20 protein-coding genes are annotated in these 18,508 nt (G+C 61.7%); 7 read left to right on the top strand and 13 right to left on the bottom strand.

Going from position 1 to position 18,508, the window contains the following annotated elements:
* Nucleotides 1–105: 105 nt before the first annotated feature.
* On the top strand, nt 106–1,629 hold the full coding sequence (locus V5B44_RS08455) for an MFS transporter (RefSeq protein ID WP_332358642.1): 1,524 nt from the start codon (nt 106–108) through the stop codon (nt 1,627–1,629).
* Here the strand turns inward: V5B44_RS08455 and V5B44_RS08450 are convergent.
* Entirely contained in the window at nt 1,566–2,558 is a 993-nt protein-coding gene (locus tag V5B44_RS08450) for a 1-phosphofructokinase family hexose kinase (RefSeq protein ID WP_332358641.1), read from the bottom strand. The genes V5B44_RS08455 and V5B44_RS08450 overlap by 64 nt on opposite strands.
* 132 nt (nt 2,559–2,690) lie before the next feature.
* On the opposite strand from V5B44_RS08450, the gene V5B44_RS08445 reads away from it, so the two are divergent.
* The 5 genes from V5B44_RS08445 (at nt 2,691) to V5B44_RS08425 (ending at nt 6,464) form a co-directional block, all read left to right on the top strand.
* A complete protein-coding gene (locus V5B44_RS08445) occupies nt 2,691–3,545 on the top strand; it encodes an ABC transporter substrate-binding protein (protein WP_332359097.1) in 855 nt (284 codons plus the stop codon).
* Nucleotides 3,546–3,631: 86 nt separating this feature from the next.
* Nucleotides 3,632–3,835, top strand: a complete 204-nt coding sequence (locus V5B44_RS08440; RefSeq protein ID WP_332358640.1) for a hypothetical protein — start codon at nt 3,632–3,634, stop codon at nt 3,833–3,835.
* 40 nt (nt 3,836–3,875) lie between these two features.
* Nucleotides 3,876–5,294: an alpha/beta hydrolase gene (locus V5B44_RS08435; RefSeq protein WP_332358639.1), complete on the top strand. Its 1,419-nt coding sequence runs from the start codon at nt 3,876–3,878 to the stop codon at nt 5,292–5,294.
* Nucleotides 5,295–5,316: 22 nt separating this feature from the next.
* Nucleotides 5,317–5,502, top strand: coding sequence for a hypothetical protein (locus tag V5B44_RS08430; RefSeq protein WP_332358638.1), 186 nt, complete (start codon nt 5,317–5,319; stop codon nt 5,500–5,502).
* Complete coding sequence (locus V5B44_RS08425) at nt 5,499–6,464, top strand: phosphatidate cytidylyltransferase (RefSeq protein ID WP_332358637.1); 966 nt, start codon at nt 5,499–5,501, stop codon at nt 6,462–6,464. The genes V5B44_RS08430 and V5B44_RS08425 overlap by 4 nt, the downstream gene beginning before the upstream one ends.
* Before the next feature lie 10 nt (nt 6,465–6,474).
* On the opposite strand, the gene V5B44_RS08420 is transcribed toward V5B44_RS08425, so the two are convergent.
* From V5B44_RS08420 to fabZ, 6 genes are all read right to left on the bottom strand, one after another.
* The gene (locus V5B44_RS08420; protein WP_332358636.1) at nt 6,475–7,071 is read right to left on the bottom strand and encodes a nuclear transport factor 2 family protein; all 597 of its coding nucleotides are present in this window, start codon (nt 7,069–7,071) and stop codon (nt 6,475–6,477) included.
* Between the two features lie 190 nt (nt 7,072–7,261).
* Entirely contained in the window at nt 7,262–8,074 is an 813-nt protein-coding gene (locus V5B44_RS08415) for a TrmH family RNA methyltransferase (RefSeq protein ID WP_332358635.1), read from the bottom strand.
* On the bottom strand, nt 8,071–8,670 hold the full coding sequence (gene rnhB / locus V5B44_RS08410; RefSeq protein WP_332358634.1) for a ribonuclease HII: 600 nt from the start codon (nt 8,668–8,670) through the stop codon (nt 8,071–8,073). Before rnhB ends, V5B44_RS08415 begins: the two co-directional genes overlap by 4 nt.
* A complete protein-coding gene (lpxB, locus tag V5B44_RS08405; protein ID WP_332358633.1) occupies nt 8,648–9,835 on the bottom strand; it encodes a lipid-A-disaccharide synthase in 1,188 nt (395 codons plus the stop codon). Before lpxB ends, rnhB begins: the two co-directional genes overlap by 23 nt.
* Nucleotides 9,832–10,602 (bottom strand): acyl-ACP--UDP-N-acetylglucosamine O-acyltransferase, encoded by a 771-nt coding sequence (lpxA, locus tag V5B44_RS08400; protein WP_332358632.1) that lies wholly within the window; start codon nt 10,600–10,602, stop codon nt 9,832–9,834. Before lpxA ends, lpxB begins: the two co-directional genes overlap by 4 nt.
* A 19-nt stretch (nt 10,603–10,621) precedes the next feature.
* Entirely contained in the window at nt 10,622–11,059 is a 438-nt protein-coding gene (fabZ, locus tag V5B44_RS08395) for a 3-hydroxyacyl-ACP dehydratase FabZ (RefSeq protein ID WP_332359096.1), read from the bottom strand.
* 167 nt (nt 11,060–11,226) lie between these two features.
* Between fabZ and V5B44_RS08390 the strand changes: the two genes are divergently transcribed.
* Nucleotides 11,227–11,442 carry a hypothetical protein gene (locus tag V5B44_RS08390; protein WP_332358631.1) on the top strand — a complete coding sequence of 72 codons (216 nt, stop codon included), beginning with the start codon at nt 11,227–11,229 and terminating at the stop codon, nt 11,440–11,442.
* Between the two features lie 42 nt (nt 11,443–11,484).
* On the opposite strand, the gene V5B44_RS08385 is transcribed toward V5B44_RS08390, so the two are convergent.
* The 6 genes from V5B44_RS08385 to uppS are packed head-to-tail and all read right to left on the bottom strand — an operon-like array spanning nt 11,485 to nt 18,501.
* Nucleotides 11,485–12,003: an OmpH family outer membrane protein gene (locus tag V5B44_RS08385; RefSeq protein ID WP_434735427.1), complete on the bottom strand. Its 519-nt coding sequence runs from the start codon at nt 12,001–12,003 to the stop codon at nt 11,485–11,487.
* Between the two features lie 15 nt (nt 12,004–12,018).
* Complete coding sequence (bamA, locus tag V5B44_RS08380; protein ID WP_332358630.1) at nt 12,019–14,304, bottom strand: outer membrane protein assembly factor BamA; 2,286 nt, start codon at nt 14,302–14,304, stop codon at nt 12,019–12,021.
* Between the two features lie 4 nt (nt 14,305–14,308).
* Nucleotides 14,309–15,676 carry an RIP metalloprotease RseP gene (rseP, locus tag V5B44_RS08375; RefSeq protein WP_332358629.1) on the bottom strand — a complete coding sequence of 456 codons (1,368 nt, stop codon included), beginning with the start codon at nt 15,674–15,676 and terminating at the stop codon, nt 14,309–14,311.
* Entirely contained in the window at nt 15,673–16,878 is a 1,206-nt protein-coding gene (ispC, locus tag V5B44_RS08370) for a 1-deoxy-D-xylulose-5-phosphate reductoisomerase (RefSeq protein ID WP_332358628.1), read from the bottom strand. Before ispC ends, rseP begins: the two co-directional genes overlap by 4 nt.
* Nucleotides 16,878–17,714, bottom strand: coding sequence for a phosphatidate cytidylyltransferase (locus V5B44_RS08365; RefSeq protein ID WP_332358627.1), 837 nt, complete (start codon nt 17,712–17,714; stop codon nt 16,878–16,880). The genes ispC and V5B44_RS08365 overlap by 1 nt, the downstream gene beginning before the upstream one ends.
* On the bottom strand, nt 17,707–18,501 hold the full coding sequence (gene uppS / locus V5B44_RS08360) for a polyprenyl diphosphate synthase (protein WP_332358626.1): 795 nt from the start codon (nt 18,499–18,501) through the stop codon (nt 17,707–17,709). The genes V5B44_RS08365 and uppS overlap by 8 nt, the downstream gene beginning before the upstream one ends.
* Between the last annotated feature and the right edge of the window lie 7 nt (nt 18,502–18,508).

Below are 18,508 nucleotides of genomic sequence, written 5' to 3'. Positions count from 1 at the left end.
GGCGCCAGACGCATTAATAACATGCAAATGCTGCGCCTTCCGCCATGTCGTGCGAAGACCTACGATTCAGATAGCCCCGTCCCGGGCTGTACATCAAAGGAGTTCATGGTGAAAACAATCATTGCAGGACAAGTTGAGGAGGTCTCACGAAAAGCGGAAGCGAGGCCTTCGGTGGGTTGGGCGCTGGCCAGCCTGGCGCTATCGGTATTGCTATCGTCCCTCGGCACGAGCATTGCCAATGTGGCCTTGCCGAACCTGGCGGAGGCGTTCACCGCTTCCTTCCAGGCGGTCCAGTGGATCGTCATCGCCTATCTGCTTGCGATCACAACCCTGATCGTCAGCGCCGGACGGCTCGGCGACCTCATTGGCCGCAAAAAGCTGCTGTTGTTCGGCATTTTCCTGTTCACGTTCGCCTCGCTCCTGTGCAGCATGGCACCCACGCTTTGGCTGCTGATTGCTGCCCGTGCGCTGCAAGGCCTTGGCGCAGCCATCATGATGGCCCTTGCCATGGCGTTCGTCAGCGAGACGGTAGCGAAAGGAAAAACGGGCAGTGCCATTGGCCTGCTGGGGACAATGTCGGCAATCGGCACTGCGCTGGGCCCATCGCTCGGTGGCGTCCTGATCGCAGAACTCGGTTGGCGGGCAATATTTCTCACCAACCTGCCGCTGGGTGCCCTGACACTTTTTCTCGCCCATCGCTACCTGCACGTTGATCAAAGCAGGCCGAAGAACGGGCGCGTCAGTTTCGACACGAGAGGCACGTTCCTCCTTGCTTTGACCCTCGCCGCCTATGCGCTGGCGATGACGACCGGGCGCGGCGGTTTCGGTCGGATCAACATGGCGCTGCTTTTGGCTGCCTTGATCGGCGCCGGTCTTTTCCTGTTGGCCGAAGCGAGAACGACATCACCCTTGATCCAGATGGCGATGTTTCGCAAGCTTGAGCTAAGTGCGAGCCTGGCCACTAGTGCCCTCGTCTCAACCGTGATGATGACGACCCTGGTTGTCGGTCCATTCTATCTCTCTCGTTCTCTCGGGCTGGACACGGCAATGGTTGGTCTCGTTCTGTCCGTCGGCCCGGCGGTGGCTGCGCTGACCGCGGTGCCGGCCGGCCGCCTGGCCGGCCGGCTTGGCACCCAATGTGTCACCACCCTTGGACTTCTCGGAATGGCAGCCGGTGCTATCGCGTTATCCCTTTTGCCGACGATACTCGCCATTCCGGGTTACATCGCACCCGTCGTCGTCATCACTGCCAGCTATGCGCTGTTCCAGACGGCCAACAATACTGCAGTCATGACCGATGTCAGCCCGAACCAACGAGGCGCTATCTCCGGCATGCTCAATCTGTCGCGCAATCTGGGCCTGATCACCGGCGCATCCGTCATGGGGGCCGTCTTCGCTTTCGGATCGGCGACGATCGACATTACCACAGCCTCTCCCGACGCCGTTGCCATCGGCATGCGGATCACCTTCCTGGTTGCCGCGGCTCTGATCGTCGTCGCACTCGCCATTAGTGCCGCTGCTTACCGTCGCACTTTCCGTAATCTGGAACCTGCATCGATCAACGACTACCGCGACGTTGCGAAAGAATCCTCGAGGAGTCCGGGGCGAACGGTTCGTGCATTTGACTGAGCGCAAGCCGTCGCCAGGCCGATGGCTTTTTCCAGAGCCTCCAGCGGTAAGTTGTCCCAGTCCGGGTTGCTGCAGGACGTCAACAGTTGCGCAAGCATCCCGGCAAGGAATGCGTCCCCGGAACCAATCGGGTTGATGACTTGCTCCGCAGGAAGCGCAGGTACCGGTCTTGATCGTACCTCTCCGTCACGGGCCAGTAGAATGCTTTGGGCGCCACGCGTAAGAACGAAGCTTGTGGCATGGTCCCGCGATACCTCGGAAACGGCATTCATGATGTCAGCAGAAACCAGCGCTTCAGCCAGGACGCCGCCATGCTCGCCGCCGCTGAAGCGTCCAGGGAGAAATGTTGCGGCGAACTCGGCGAGATTGATCTTGACCACGGCCGGTCGGGCAGCAAGGGTATCCAGGAGAACAGGGCCCTGCACATCAAGCAGTACAGGCACCCCTGACTTCCGGGCCATGCTGGCCAGATGGGCCGGATATCCAGCCGGATAGCCAGGCGCCATCGAGCCGGCAAACACCAGAGCTGTAGCAGACGGCAACAGCGCCTGCACCGTTTGGGTCATGGTGTTGACGCAGGATTCATCGACCGGGGACGAGGGTTCAACGAGCTCGGTTACCCGACTCCCCGTGACCATGGAGGTTTCCACAATCGAGGTGCAGGTACGCAATCGGCCGGATGAGGGGATGAGTCGAAGATCCAGCCCTTCCCGTCTGGCCAGCGCCATCAGCTCATCCGCGTTGCTACCGCCTTGAGCCAGGCAGAATGCCTCGATGCCCAGTCGCTGCAGCACCCGGCAGACATTCACCCCTTTGCCTGCGGCATCGACCATGACACTCTTGAGCCGGTTGACTTCGCCCGGAATCAGGGAATCGATGATTACCGAGCGCTGGAATCCCGGGCTCAGGCAAACGCAGATAACGGACATGACCGGGTCACCTCTAGCGAAAAATAGAGATCATGATAGACAATCCGGCGGTGCCCCACTGGATTTACGCCGCGAGCCCGGTAATGACGCCGAATCGTAGCGCCTTGAATAACTGACCAACGAAGGTGAACCCTGATGTCGAAACGTCTGCCGCAACGCATCGCCTGCCTGACCACCGAAACCATCGAGGTGCTCTACGCAATCGGCGAGCAGGAGCGCATCGTCGGCATCAGCGGCTACACCGTTCACCCGCCGCGTGCGCGCAAGGAGAAGCCCAAAGTCTTCGCCTTCACCAGTGGCGACATCGACAAAATCCTCGCTGTTCAGCCCGATCTGGTACTCGCCTTCTCGAATCTGCAGGCCGACATCGCCCGCGATCTGATCCAGGCCGGCGTGGCGGTGCACGCCTTCAACCAGCGCAGCGTCGAAGACATTCTGGCGATGATCGCGACCGTCGGCCGGCTGGTCGGCGCCGAGGGAAAAGCCATGGCGCTGGTTGCCGATCTGGAGAAGATCATCGAACACTCACGCGCCGCAGCCGCCAGGCTGCCGCGCCGGCCGAAAGTCTATTTCGAGGAATGGAACGACCCACCGATATCCGGCATCGGCTGGGTATCGGATCTGATCACCATCGGCGGCGGCAAAGACATCTTCCGCGAAAACGCTGCCAAACAATCAGCCAAGGACCGCATCATCGCCGACCCGCTGGAAATTGTTCGGCGCGCTCCGGAGATTATCATCGGCTCCTGGTGCGGCAGGAAATTCCGCCCCGAGAACGTTGCCGCCCGGCCCGGCTGGGCGGGAGTGCCGGCGGTTGTCTGCGGGCAAGTGCATGAAATCAAATCAGCGGTCATCCTCAATCCGGGGCCCGCGGCGATCCGTGAGGGATTACCGGCGCTGACACAACTTTTCGAGCAGTGGGCCGGTCGGGATGCGGATGACTTTTCAGGGGCTGCCGGCCTCAAATGCGCGATTGACGCTGCTTGATGAAGGCTCGTACACTCTCGTTGGTGCCGTTGGCTTTCCGATCCTTGTACGAGTTGTCGCATTCTCGTGTCTCGGGCTCGTGATGGGTGGACGTCGAAGCGCCTGCGGGCACGAACCGCGCGGGCGTAAGTGAAGCAGGTGCCCGTGAATTTCAGCTTCCGGGGCTGCATCGTTATCATCGTCGCTGTAAGGGGGCAAATGCAGAAAACTCGAAAGAAGTCGGCCTGTTGAAGATGCTGACGGATATCGTGCGTGAAGCCACGGCATGCCTTGTGAAGCATCCGCAGTGAAGTGCACCTGCCTCGACGTTTTGCCCGGCAGCGCCAGGGCATGAAGCCCGTCGAGCTTCGCGCCGCAGGCTCGTCCGCAGACCGTGCTACTCGCGGCACCACCGACCGAGGGCTAGCGCTCCTGGCGGCAGTGGTTATCACGACGCTGCTCGCGGCCTGCCAGTCGCCGGTGCGGCTGATGCCCACGCCGGTGAGCTTTCGCACCGGCGAGATCGATCCGTTCAAGACGGCCGGGCCGAAGTCGCACAGCACCGACGTCCCGGTGGTGTATGTCACCAACCGCGGCGCGATCGTCGAGACCCCCGAACCGATCCACACCATCCTGCCAAGCGAGCGGCTGCGCATGGGGGTGGCCCATGTGCGCATCGGCGACGACACGCTCGACTGGGAGACCCTGCACCGGCTCTCAACCAGCGATGACCGTGATGAACGCCCGATCGTCAAGCTCGACTGGCTGGAACCGCTCGTATCCCTGGGGCCGACCGACACCGTGGTGAACTCGCCCGGAGCGCAAGCTTTCTTTGCCCTGGTCAACAAGGCGCTGGCGGCCACCGACAACAACGAACTGGTCATCTATGTCCACGGTTCCAACAACACGATGCCGCGCGCGGCCGCCCAGGCGGCGCAGCTGCGCCACTTCACGGGCCGGCGCATCGTGGTCCTCGCATTCGTGTGGCCCTCTGCGGGGTCGTTGCTGAGGTATTTCACCGACGTCGGCAATGCCAAGGCCTCGGTGAAACCGTTCGCACGGTTGGTCGAACTGCTGGCCGAGCACACCGATGCTTCGGCTATCGATGTGCTCGCCTACAGCGCCGGCGCGCAAGTGGTGAGCCCGGCGCTGGCGCTGCTGGGCACTTCGCCGCGTCCGGGCGAAACGCGGCAGCAATTGCGTGAGCGTCTGCGGCTCAAGCACATCTACTTTGCCGCTGCCGATATCGACACCCGGCAGTTCATCAATGAATTGAGCAAGTACGTGGACATCGTCACCGGCGTGAGCAACGCGGCGAACCTGAACGATTCGGCGCTGCGAGTGGCGGCCATCGTGCACCGCGCCTCGCGCATCGGTCGACCCGACCCGACCGAGCTCGATCCCGAGCAGTCGGGCTTCCTGCTCGAGGCCTCGCGCAGCCTCGGCTTCGACCTGATCAAGGTGGACCCCAACGCCATTCCCAAGCTTCCCCCGAACTCCCATGCCTTCTGGTACGAGGACCCATGGGTCAGCAGCGACCTGCTCGGGCTGTTGCTGCTGAACGCCGAACCGCAGCGGCGCGGATTGACCGCCCAGGACGCGCCCCAGGGGACCCGCTACTGGGCGTTTCCACCGGACTTCGACGACCGGGTGATGAAGCTGTTTTCGCCGGCTCTCGTGCCGGCGCCCGCTCAAGCTCCGTCGGAGTCAGGCGCGCCTGCGGCCACCAGTGACCAGGGTAGGCGAGCGGTACCTGACTCCAGGATGTAACCTGCAAGGGCACGACAATTCCGTGCCCCCGGTCGCATGGGCGGCTGACGCGGGCGGTGCCAGGCTGTGGCTGCTCTGGCCGGCGGCCTCGCTGGCGCTGGTTGCCGTCCTTTGTCGGTATCCTGACGCCGAATCCTTCGCCGAACGTGCCGACGGTTCGATGCCATTCGCCGCGCGCTGCCTGTTGCGCACGGGCCTGTCCGGATGACCGCCTATCCGCTCCCGGCGCTGCAGGATGAGGCGTGGCGGCTGATTGCCGGCATTGCCACGCTTCTCGTGCTGGCCTCACTGGTTGGGCAGGTGCTGAGGATCGCCGTCGCCAGCCGTCAGCCGCACGCGGTCATCGACAACCTGAACCGCCGCATCGGGGCCTGGTGGGTGATCGCCATGCTGGTCGGCCTGGCGCTCCTCGCCGGACGCATCGGGGTAACGTTACTGTTTGCACTCGCCTCGCTGGCGGCGCTGCGGGAATTCGTGGCCGCGGAACCAGCCGGCAGGATCCCGCAGGGCTTCCTGCTCGGCAGCTATCTGCTCGTCCTGCCGCTGCAGTACCTGCTGGTCTGGAAGGGCAGCTATCTCCTCTACGGCCTGTTCATCCCGATCTGTGTCATGCTGGTGCTGCCGATGCTCGGCCTGCTGTCGGGCCAGTTGCGCGACTTCCTCGATCGAACCCGTTCGCTGCGGCTTGGCCTGCTCAGCTGCGCGTACGGCATCTCGTATGTCCCGGCGCTGCTGACGCTGCAGATCACCGGGCAGCCAGGCTACAACCCGGCCTACCTGCTGGTCTACCTGCTGCTCGTCGTACAGTTGAGCGACGTGCTGCAGTATCTGTGGGGCAGGCTTGCCGGTCGCCACGCCATCGCCCCGCAACTGTCACCTGCGAAAACCATCGAGGGGACCCTGGGCGGCATCCTGAGCGCCAGCGCGCTGGGTGCCGGGCTGGCGTCGATCACGCCGTTCACCATTCCTGAAGCGGCAATGATCTCCTTGCTGATCACGCTGCTTGGCTTCCTCGGGGGCCTCGCGATGTCTGCCGCCAAGCGCAGTCGGGGAATCAAGGACTGGAGCAACCTGATTCCCGGCCATGGCGGCATGCTTGACCGGCTCGACTCGATCTTTCTCTCGGCGCCGGTCTTCTTCCACCTGCTACTTTACGGCTGGTCCGCCTGAGCAGACGCCGCTAACGCCGCCGCCTGCCCAGCAGCCACCCCAGCAGCAGACCGCCGATCGCTGCGCCACCAGCGGCATACCAGATGGCCCGTGTCGCTTCGGCAAGCAACGAGTTGGTAAACACGTTCGACGACAGATGCATTGAGACCACCTGCCACTGGCCGTTGATCTTCGCCGAAGTCGACGTCCAGTTGGAGTTCAGGCTGAAAGGCCCGCGGGCAACCGGAAAGAACTCGTCCACCATGGTGCCGTCGGCGACGGCAATCTCGCCATTGCCAAAAAAGCGCGCCGGGGCCCCAAGCTTGGCGGTGGTGAGATAGCGATCGAGGTAGCGTTTCTCACCCTTGACCATCCGGTGATAGTAGGCCCGGATCTCGTCATGCCCGCGCGAGACTTCACCGTTGAGCCAGGTGACGGTTGCCTGCGGATGCATCTGCGCCACCATTCGCTCGACGTCCTGAGCGTTGATGCTGGCTTCCATTTCGCGGAAAAGCTTGATCAGCGCCTGCCGATCCAGCGCGTGTGGGTCGCTCTCGGCGGCAAGGATCCGGCCCGGCGTCAGCAGCACGAGGACCAGCACAAGGAGCCAGTTGAGTATCGGTCGCATATGAAATCCAGTCGGAAGGTGCTTGTGGAAGACGCGATGATAGCCTGCCGAGGTTTTGCTGAACACCTGTCCGCACCAGCCGCGGGGAAAGCGTTGGGGAAATGTCATCGGATACATTGTCTTGAGACATTGACGTACCTACAGACAATCAGGCACGCCATGACCGAAAATCTGTTCGAGCCACGGGGCGCTAGCGCCGATCCTCTACCAACGACCCGGCGACCTCCTGGCGACGCCTGACCGTCTCGAACAGGCAGATCGCAGCCGCTGCAGCGACATTCAGCGACTCGGTTGCGCCGGGCATTGGAATGCGCAGCTGTAGCCGGGTGACGGCCAGCGCTGGTGAGCGCACGCCCTGCCCTTCACTGCCGAAGACCCAGGCCAGAGATCCTTCCAGACTGGCCGCATAGAGAGTGGTGGATGCGGCCAGGGCGGTGGCCACAGCGCAGCCTCGATAGGCGCAGAGAAAACCGGCCAGGTCGCAGCCCTCGTGGATGTCGAGCTGAAAATGCGCACCCATCGCCGCCCGCAGCGTCTTCGGCGACCAGACCTGAGCACAATCAACAGACAGGAGGATCTGGCGAAAACCGGCGGCGGCCGCGCTGCGCAGGATCGAGCCGACGTTGCCAGGGTCCTGAATGCCATCGAGGACGACGCTGTCCGCCGCGTGATCGATGGGTCGTGCCGGCGTTGGCCAGGGAGCGACGGCCATGATTCCGCTTGGGGTATCGACCAGGGCCAGGTCCGCGAACAGCGCATCGGGAAGCAAGGTCACGCTGCTGCCAGCTGGCAGGCCTGCCAGGTAGTCAGCAATTTCCGGCCGGCCAGCGCCACTATCGCTGAGCAGTATTTCTTCGGGCGCCCCGCAGTGCCGGCCGTAGGCCTCGATCAGGTGCATGCCGTCGAGCAGCACGCGACCGCTCTTGCGTCGCTCGCGACCACTCTCGGAGAGTCTCTTCAATGCCTTGTAATGCGGATTCTCGCGCGAGTTGATCCGTCTCATGGCTTGCTGAGCCGAGCGACCGGGCCGAAGCTCCGACGATGGTGCGGACTGGCGCCGTGTTCAGCCAGCGCTCGCAGGTGTAGCGCGGTTGGATAGCCCATGTGGCGGTCAAAACCGTACTGCGGATAGGCGGCGTGCAGTTCGAGCATGCCGTCGTCGCGGACGGTCTTGGCGAGAATCGACGCCGCCGCGATAGCCGCGATCTTGCCATCGCCGCCGATGATGGCCGCCACCGGGTACGCCAGTTCCGGGCAGCGATTGCCATCGACCAGCACCTGGACGGGGAGCAGTCGATGTCTGTCAACGAGCGCGGTCACCGCCCGCTGCATCGCCAGCAGGCTGGCCTGCAGGATGTTGATCCGGTCGATTTCCTCGACGCTCGCTGCCGCCACCGCCCAGGCCAGCGCGCTCCGCCGGATCTGCTCGGCAAGGAAAACACGGCGCCTGGCCGACAGCTGCTTGGAATCGTTGAGGCCAGCGATCGGCCGGGCCGGATCGAGGATCACCGCCGCGGCGACAACCGGGCCGGCGAGCGGACCGCGCCCGGCCTCGTCAACACCGCAGACCACTCCTTCAGCCTGCAGCAGGGTCAGCATGGTCGCGCAGCGCCGCCGGCAGGCAGGTGAGAACGGCTGCCGCTGCCTTCTCGGCGGCATTCTGCCGCAGTTGCAGATGCATCAGCCGGAAACCCTCCTTGAGCCGGGCACACACTGTTTTGTCCGCGTAGAGATTGAGCATCGCCTGCGCGAGGTTCTCGGGCGTCGCATCGTCCTGCAGGAACTCCGGCACCACGAACCGGCCGGACAGCACATTCGGCAGACCCACGTACGGCAGATAGCCACCGATGCGCCGCCACAGACGGTAGGACAGGGGTGCCACCTTGTAGGCGATGACCATCGGTCGTTTCAGGAGAGCCGCCTCGAGTGTCGCCGTCCCGCTTGCCAGCAGAACGAGGTCGGCGGCCATCATCGCCTGATGCGCATGACCAAACAGCAGACGGATCGGCAATTGCTGCGCCGAGCACCGATGCAGCGCCCCTTCGAACAGCGCGCGCGTCTCACGAGTCGCCAGCGGAACGAGAAAAACCGCCGCCGGGATCTCGTCGTGTATCCTGCGAGCGACCTCAATGAAGGGCTCCGACATGTACTGCAGCTCGGATTGCCGACTACCCGGCAGGAGAGCGAATACCGGTTCCTGCGCTGAGAGGCCGAGCAGCGTCCGCGCCCCCTCGCGGCCATCCTCGAGTGGCAGCATGTCGGCCAGCGGATGGCCCACGTAGCTCACCGGGATTCCCTGCTTTTCGTAAAGCACTGGCTCGAAGGGAAAAAGCGCCAGGACGCGTGATACGGCGGCACCAATCTTGTGGATGCGCTCGCCGCGCCAGGCCCAGATCGATGGACTGACGTAGTGGACGGTCGGAATACCGTGCCGCTTGAGGACCTTTTCCAGCCCCAGGTTGAAGTCCGGCGCGTCAACGCCGATGAACACATCCGGTGGATCCGCCAGCAGGCGACGCTTGAGGTCTCTACGGATGCCAAGGATTTCGCGATAGTGCCTGAGCACTTCGACGTAACCGCGGACGGCCAGCTTCTCGAGCGGATGCCAGGCGTCGAAGCCCAGTCCGACCATCCTCGGTCCGCCCACACCGAAGAACACTGCGTTCGGCAGTCTGGCCCGAAGTGCCTGCATCAGCTGGCTGGCGAGCAGTTCACCCGATGCCTCGCCAGCCACCATGGCAATGCGGACCACCGCCGGGGTCATCGAATGATGCCGCGCTTCGACACCGTAATGAAGTCGATCAGCGGCTGGATCTCCGGATGTCCGACGACATCTTCCTTGAGTTTGCTTCGCGCCTCCTCGAGCATCAGCCCCGACTTGTAGATCGTGCGGTAGGCTCGCTTAAGAGCCAGCAAGGCCTCCGGAGAAAAGCCCCGCCGCTTCAGCCCCTCCGCGTTGATTCCGTAGGGGCCCGCAGTGTTTCCGGCGGCCATCACGTAGGGGGGCACGTCCTGCACGACCACTGATCCGGCGGCAATCATGGTGTGTGCCCCGACGCGGCAGAACTGGTGAACCCCGGTGAAGCCACCGAGGATCGCCCAGTCATCGACATGGACATGGCCAGCCAACTGGGCATTGTTGGCAAAGATGGTTCGGTTGCCGACCTGGCAATCATGCGCTATGTGGACATAGGCCATGATCCAGTTGTCGTCTCCGACGCGGGTAATCCCGACATCCTGGGCAGTGCCGACGTTGAAGGTGCAGAACTCGCGAATCGTGTTGCGGTCGCCGATCTCGAGTCTTGTCGGTTCGCCAGCGTACTTCTTGTCCTGCGGCACATCGCCCAGCGAAGAGAACTGATAAATGCGATTGTCGCGACCGATTCGCGTCCGGCCGGCAATCACGACATGCGGACCGATCACCGTGTTGTCGCCGATCTCGACATGCTCGCCGATGATCGAATAAGCACCGACTTCAACGTTCGCGCCGAGTCGCGCGCCCGCATGGATGATTGCACCTGGATGGATCATGGCCGCAGTAACCCGGCGCTCAGGCGAGGTTGCTCTTGGCGCACATCAGCTCGGCCTCGGCTACGGTCTCCCCATCAACAGAAGCCACCGCTTCGAACTTCCAGATATTGCGGAACTGGCGCTGGATCCGGACATGCAGGTGCAACTGGTCGCCCGCGGTCACCGTCTTCTTGAAGCGCGCCTTGTCGATTCCGACGAAGTAGAAAAGCGAAGTCAGGTCGGGCTTTTCCCCGAGGCTCCTGAACGAGAGGATACCGCAAGCCTGCGCCAGCGCCTCCATGATCAGGACTCCCGGCATCACCGGGTGATGCGGAAAGTGTCCAACAAAAAAGGGTTCGTTAATCGTCACGTTCTTGTAGGCATGGATGGACTTGCCTGGCTCGCAATCGACCACCCGATCCACCAGCAGGAAGGGATAGCGATGGGGGAGATGCTCGATGATCTCGTGTATATCCATAGCATTCAAGAGGTTTTCTCCATTAGTTCGAGTCTCTTCTCAAGATCGGCAAGACGCTTGATCTGCGGTGCATTTTGCAGCCACTCACTGTGCGCCTCAAGCAGGAGGATGCTGGCTTACTGGCCGATTCTGGGCAGGCTCCGGGTGACCACGGTGCCGGCGGAGATATGCACATCGTCGCCGAGTTCCAGGTCGCCGATGATGATGCCCGTAGCGCCGGCGACGCAGCGGCGGTCCATCCGGGTACTGCCGGCAACGCCAACACACCCAGCCACTGCAGCTTGCTCGCCAATGCTCACGTTGTGGCCGATCTGAACCCGATCGTCGCGCTCGGCGCCGTCACCCTGAAGTACTCCCCCGAGACGGGCGACGACCTCGTGTAGCCGCAGACCTCCTGACACATCAGCTGCGTCAACCGGCGTCGGTTACTTCGCGTCCTTGGAATCCGATAGTGCCTTGATGACCTTGTCGGTCATGTCAAGCCGCGGGCTGACCCAGACGACATCCTGAACGATCAGATCGTACTTCTCGCTGTCAGCGAGCTGCTTGATCGCCTTGTTCGCCTTCTCGATGATCGCTGCATTCTCTTCATTCTGGCGGAGGTTCAAGTCCTCGCGGAATTCGCGTTGCTTACGCTGGAATTCTCTCGACAATTCGGCGAGATCCTTCTCCTTGGCGCGGCGCTCCGGTTCAGCCATGGTCAGACCGCCCTTCTCGAGCGACTCCTGCAAGCCCTGAACCTGCTTGGCCAAACGTTGCAGGTCCTGATCACGCTTGGCGAATTCCTGCTCGATCTTCTTCGCAGCCCTCACCGCTGCGGGGGCATCCCGGAAAAGCCGCTGGGTATTGACGTAACCGATCTTCAGCTGTTCTACCGCCAAAGCACAAGACAGCGGCAACGAGGCCATCAGCGCCACAAGCAGCGTGGCAATCGTTCTCTTCAAGCTAATTCTCCTGGATTAAAAGGTCGTCCCCATCTGGAACTGAAACTTTTGCAGTTTATCATTACTTTGCTCATTGAGCGGCTGACCATAACTGAATTTCAATGGCCCCAGCGGCGAGATCCAGGCGGCCGTCAAGCCGACCGAATAGCGCAATCCTTCCTTCGAGAAGGTGTAAACATTCTCGTCAAACACGTTGCCAGCATCGAAAAAGGGGCCAAGACGTAGCGCCTTGTCGAAACCCGGGAACGGCATGAGCAGTTCGGCGTTGAACACGGCCTTCCGTGTCCCGCCGAGTCGCGTATCTGGATAAAACGGATCCACCGGACCCAGGCTGGCAGTGTCATAGCCGCGAACCGAGCCGACCCCGCCGGCGTAGAAGTTTTTGTAGAACGGGAGGGTCTGCCCCTGCAAACCGTCTGCGTAGCCCAGTTCGGCATTGACCATCAGGACCAGGTCCTTGGTCAGCGCGAAATAGTGTTGGTTCTGGTAGGTCAGCCGATAAAAGGTCAGGTCGGCACCGGGAACGGCCACCTCCACAGCCGCCTTCTGGACGCCGCCGCTGGTCGTGTAAATCGCACTGTTTCTGGTGTCCCGCGTCCACGACACGGTCGCCGGCAGCGTGATGTTCGAGTCGCCGTGCTCCGCCTGAAACCGGATGTACTGGGGCGGTGTCGCCAGGGTGATCGGCGTGATGTCGATCGTCGTCTGATCGATCGCCAGACCGAAATTGAGCGACTCCTTCTCGTCAATTGGAAAACCGAAACGGATGCCGCCACCGGTTGACGTTGACTCGAAGGCATAGCCGAGCGAGGTCGGGTTGAGCTTGCGGTGGTAAAGGTCGAAACCCTGGCTGATACCATCCACCGTGAAATACGGATTGGTGTAGTTGATGCCGAGCGTACGGTTCAACTTGCCGGTGTTGACCTGCAGGGAGAGGAACTTGCCGCTGCCGAAGATGTTGGATTGCGAAATCGAGCCGGAGAGGATCACTTTCTCGGCACTCGAGTAGCCCGCACCGATCGAGATGTTGCCGGTCGACTTCTCGGCCACATTGACGTTGACATCGACCTGATCGATGGTCCCCGGCACCGGCGGCGTCTCCACATTGACTTCGGCAAAATAGTTGGTTCGGTCGATCCGCTCACGTGACGCAGCGACCCGGTCGGCGTCGTACCAGGCGCCTTCCATCTGACGCATTTCCTGACGAATCACCTCGTCGCGCGTCTTCGAGTTGCCGGTGATGTTGACCCGGCGGACATAGGTCCGCTTGCCCGGATCGACGAAGATGGTGAACGCGACCTGACGCTTCTCCTTGTCGAGTTCCGGCGCCGCATTCACGTTGGCGAACGCATAGCCCTGAGCACCCAGCTTGTCGGCGATGGCCTTGGTACTTTCGTTGAGTTTCTCGCGCGAGAAAACTTCCCCCGGTTTGATCTTGACCGCCTTCCTGAACTCCTCCTCTGGCAGCGTGAGATCGCCAGCCAGCTTCACCGACGATACGAGATAACGCTCGCCTTCGTTGATGCTGATCGTGATGTAGATTTCCTTCTTGTCGGGCGTAATCGATACCTGCGTCGACTCGATGCTGAACTCCAGGTAGCCACGATCAAGGTAATAGGATCGCAGCGTCTCGAGGTCCGCCGAGAGTTTCTGCTTCGAATACTGGTCGCTCTTGGTATACCAGCTGATCCAGGTGGGCGTCTTCTGCTGCAACACGGCCAGCAGATCTTTCTCCCTGAAGGCCTGAACACCAACGATGTTGATCTGCTTGATCTTTGCCGTCTCACCTTCGTCGACACTGAAGTTGATCGCGACGCGGTTACGATCCAGCGGCGTGATCGTCGTCGTGATGGTCGCTGCGTACCTGCCACGCGACAGATACTGACGCTTCAACTCCTGTTCGGCCTTTTCGAGCGTAGCGCGGTCAAAGGTGCGCGAGACCGCGACGCCCACTTCCTTCAGACCCTTGATCAGCTGATCCTGGTCAAATTCCTTCAGGCCGACGAAATCGATCTGCGCAATGGCGGGGCGTTCAGCCAGGACGACGATAACCACCCCACGATCGATCTCGATCCTTACGTCCTTGAAGAAACCGGTCGCAAACAGGGCCTTGATCGCTTGCGCCGCCTTGTCGTCGGTCATCGTGTCACCTACCTTGACCGGCAGATAGCTGAACACCGTCCCGGCCTCAACACGTTGAATCCCCTCAAGGCGAATGTCCTTGACCGTGAACGGTTCCATGGCCGCCACGCCGGAAGCAAAAAAGGTCGCCATCAGACCTGCAAGCAGGTTTTTCTTCATAAGCTCAGCCGGAGAACAATCGATTGATGTCGTTGTAGAAGGCAAACGCCATAAGCATGAGCAGGAGAGTCAGGCCGATTTGCTGACCAATTTCCATGGCTCGCTCGGAGACTGGCCCACGCTTGATGATTTCGACGAGATAATACAACAAATGGCCGCCATCCAGAATCGGGATCGGCAACAGGTTCAGAACGCCCAGGCTGATGCTCACCAGCGCCAGGAACTTGAGGTAGTAGTCGGCTCCCAGTCTCGCCGACTGGCCAGCGTAATCAGCAATGGTTACTGGTCCGCTGATGTTTCTCCACGAAACCTCGCCGGTAATCATCTTGCCGATCATCAGCAGGGTAAACGCCGACTTGTCCCAGGTCTCGGCAACCGCCTTGCTCAGCGCCGACAGTGGGCCGTAGCTGACGGTGGTCATCAGCTGCGCCCGCACCTCACCGGTATTGCTGACCCCGGCACCAATGCGGCCGATTTCCCGCCCGTCCTCGTCGACGACAGCCGGCGTGACCGGGATACGAGTTCGCTCACCTTGCCGCAAGACCTCCAGAAGCAGCGGCTTACCTGGCGACCCGCGAACAGCGCTCACCACGTCAGCCCAACTGCTGATCTCCTGGTCATCAATGGTCACGATTTGGTCCCCCGGACGGAGCCCCGCCGCGTCGGCGGCACTGTTCGGGTTGACCTTGCCGATGACTGCCGGCAGACGGGGGCGGAACATGCTGAGGCCGAGGCGTTCAAGCGCGTCACCCTCCCAGCCCGACCGTCGGACGACCGAGACATCGACACGGCGGATGGAAATCTCGTTGCGCGGGTTGATCACCTCGAGGTCAATCTGATCGTGGTCAACGGCCTGCTGCAACAAGACCCAGCGCATTTCCTGCCAGGTCTGGACTTTTTCGCCACCGACCTGGCGGACCAGATCACCGTCTTCCAGCCCCGCCACGGCGGCAGGACTGGCGATGGCCGGCACACCGAGAACTGGCTTGAACTCTTCGGTGCCATACCAGAAGAGGCCCCAGTAGAGTACGATGGCCAGCAGAAAGTTGGCTGCCGGCCCCGCCGCAACGATCAGCATCCGCCATTGCACCGGCTGCCGGTTGAAGCTACGGTGCAATTCCTCGGCCGGTACGTCGCCCTCACGCTCGTCGAGCATTTTCACGTAGCCACCCAGAGGAAAGGCAGCAATCGCCCATTCGGTACCATCCTGGCCCAGGCGCCGCACCCAGAGAGACCGGCCAAAGCCGACCGAGAAGCGCAAGACCTTGACCCCGACCCAACGCGCCGCGAGATAGTGTCCAAACTCATGGACCACGACGAGGATCCCCAGGGCCACGGCGAAAGCCGCCAGGTAGTAGAGAAAGCCGCTCATCCGGGAAGCCTCGCCGCTATACAACGTTGGGCTGTTTCCCTCGCCCTTCGGTCCGCAGCCAGAACATCTGCAAGTGAATCGAGCGGACTGGCTAGCGGCAACTGATCCATGACTTCGGCGATGACTTCTGGAATGGCAGTGAAACCAATGCGCCCCTCAAGAAAGGCCTCCACCGCGACCTCGTTGGCGGCATTCAGCGTCGTCGGCGCACTGCCCCCTTCGCCGAGGGCGCGATAAGCCAGGGCCAGACACGGAAAACGCTCAAGGTCGGGCCGCGCGAAGTGCAGCGAGGCCACCTGGTACAAATCAAGTGGCTCGACGCCGGCCGCAATGCGCTGCGGATACGCGAGAGCATGGGCGATCGGCGTCCGCATGTCCGGATTGCCAAGTTCGGCGATCACCGAGCCATCGGTATACTGAACGAGCGAATGAATGACGCTTTGCGGATGAATGACCACCTGAATCCTGTCAGCAGGAACATTGAACAGCCAGTGTGCCTCGATCACCTCCAGGCCCTTGTTCATCATGGTCGCGCAATCAACCGATATTTTTCGGCCCATGACCCAGTTCGGATGGGCGCAGGCCTGCTCAGGGCTGACGGACTCCAGTTCTGTCACAGCCATTCCAAGGAAGGGTCCGCCTGACGCTGTCAGATACAGGCCAAGCACGCCGCTTTCAGCCAGATTACCCGAGTAATTGCTTGGCAGTGACTGGAAAATGGCATTATGTTCGCTATCAATCGGCAACAGGGTGGCGCCGCTCTCGCGCACCGCGCGCATGAAAACAGGGCCAGCCATGACCAGCGCTTCCTTGTTGGCAAGCAGGATTTTCTTGCCGGCTCTGGCCGCCGCGAGAGTGGGCGCCAAACCGGCTGCGCCCACGATAGCGGCCATCACCGCATCCACTTCCGGCAGCTCGGCCATGCGCAACAGCGCTTCGGGCCCGTGCGAGACTTCAGTCGGACAACCAGCGACGGCCAGACGCGCAGCCAACTCGGCCGCCAGCAAAGGATCGCCGACGACGGCATGACGCGGCTGAAACTCGAGGCATTGTTCGAACAGGCGATCCACCTGGCGGTGCGCGCAAAGCGCCACCACCCGATAACGTCGCGGGTGACGGCGCACGACATCGAGCGTGTTGACCCCGATGGAACCGGTCGACCCGAGGATCGTGAGTTGCTGCGTACAGACGCTGGAAAGCATCAAGGCCGCGTCACCAGCCAGACGAGGGCGACCAGCGGTAGCGTCGACGTGAGACTATCGATCCGGTCAAGCACGCCCCCGTGACCCGGCAGCACGTTGCTGCTGTCTTTCAGGCCCGCCTGGCGCTTCAACAGCGACTCAAACAGGTCGCCAAGGATGCTGATCGCTGTCAGCAGCACCAAACCCATCAGCAACAGAGGGAGATTTCCCGCCAGCGTGGACGGCAGCTTCGATGACAGCAGCAGGCCATACGCCAGAACCGCTACAGCACCACCAATCGCACCTTCCCAGGTCTTGCCCGGGCTGATGGCAGGCGCCAGCTTGTGTTTGCCAAAGCTTCGCCCGGCAAAATACGCTCCGATGTCCGCCAGCCAGACGACGCTCATGATCGCCAGCAAAGTCAGCGGACCCGCTTGCCGCAGTTGGACAAGTGCCAGCCACACCGGCAGCAGCAGCAGAGCGCCGGTTGCCAGAGCGAGCAATGGGTTGGAAAGAGGCCAGCGCCGTCGCAGCCATATCGGTACCAGCAGCAGCCAGAAGGCAGCGGCGGGCAGATAAAAATACGCACCCAGGCGCCAGGCCACCTCTGAAAATTCAGTTCCAAGGCCGACCGCCGCCGGTTCGACCACAGCCACCACAGCGCAGGCAATGCCCAGCAAGAGGCCCAGAGCAATCCGTGCTCCCCCACTCAGGCGCATCAGCCCTCCCCATTCCCAGGCAGCGACCGCAGCGACCGCGGTGACGAACAACAGCCAACCGAGCGGCGGAAAGTAGAAGAGAGCGACGAAGAAAGCGGCAAACAGGAAGACCGCGGTGATCACCCGCGTCCTAAGCATCTATTCGGGTATCCGTCAGTGACACGGCCGGGAGCGAACCGGCTGACAGCTGTTCGCTGGTTCGTCCGAAGCGACGTTCGCGCTGCCGGTACGAGGCGAGCGCGGCCTCAAAGGCAAGTGCATCAAATTCGGGCCACAGTACCTCGGTAAAATACAACTCGGAATACGCGAGCTGCCAGAGCAGAAAGTTGCTGATCCGCTGCTCACCACCGGTACGAATGAAAAGATCGGGCTCCGGTGCATAGCTCATGGCCAGATGAGGCGCAAGGTCGCTTTCATCCCATCCATCAGATTTTTCCGGGTTGCTGTTCAGCATACGCCTGACCGCCTGCAGGATATCCCAGCGTCCACCGTAATTTGCGGCAATCGTCAGCACCAGTCTGCTGTTGTGTACCGTTCGCTGCTCGGAAGCACGGATCAGTGCCTGCAGTTCCGGTTCAAAGCGTGACAGGTCTCCGACCACACGCAGGCATACACCGTTCCGATCAAGCTTTTTCACTTCGTGCTTCAGAGCACGCAAGAAGAGTTGCATCAGCAGCTTGACTTCCTCCTGTGGCCGACGCCAGTTCTCGGAACTGAAAGCGAACAGAGTCAGATATTCGATGCCGCACTCAAGGCACATCTTGACCGTCGCACGCACGGTTTCGACACCCCGGTGATGCCCCGCAAAACGAGGCAAGGAGCGGTTATTGGCCCAGCGTCCATTGCCGTCCATGATGATCGCGACATGTCGCGGGACCGCTGACGTCGTCGGCACACTCCGAGTCGAACTGGTGAAGGACATCATCCGGGTA

Source organism: Candidatus Accumulibacter necessarius (assembly GCF_036625085.1).
Note: the sequence above shows the minus strand (reverse complement) of the source record. Positions and strands in the feature narration are given on the sequence as shown.